Origin of the sequence: Cupriavidus sp. SIMBA_020 (genome assembly GCF_046535395.1) — a bacterium.
Classification (GTDB): domain Bacteria; phylum Pseudomonadota; class Gammaproteobacteria; order Burkholderiales; family Burkholderiaceae; genus Cupriavidus; species Cupriavidus campinensis.
In genome coordinates this window covers 1-247 of the sequence record NZ_JAWRWU010001354.1, presented here as the reverse complement: position 1 = coordinate 247, position 247 = coordinate 1, and the positions used below count along the sequence as shown (strand labels likewise).

1 pseudogene is annotated in these 247 nt (G+C 67.6%); it reads left to right on the top strand.

Annotated features, from left to right (window positions below):
• Window positions 1-229 (top strand): annotated as a pseudogene (locus SB751_RS33920) (nitronate monooxygenase); the annotation flags it as partial.
• Window positions 230-247: the final 18 nt, after the last annotated feature.

Below are 247 nucleotides of genomic sequence, written 5' to 3'. Positions count from 1 at the left end.
CCTCGATCCGGACGCGCTGCCGGAATCGGATCCCACGGCCATGAATTTCGGCTCTAACCGCGTGAAGCCGTGGAAGGACATCTGGGGTTCGGGCCAGGGCATCGGTGCAGTGAAAGCGATCGTGCCCGCCGCCGATCTGATCGCGCGTCTGAAGCGCGAATACGATGCGGCGCGTGAGCGGATCGGCGTGATGTCGGCGGGCGAAGCCGAAGCGCCCGCCGCGGCCTGATACGCGGCACGCGACAGG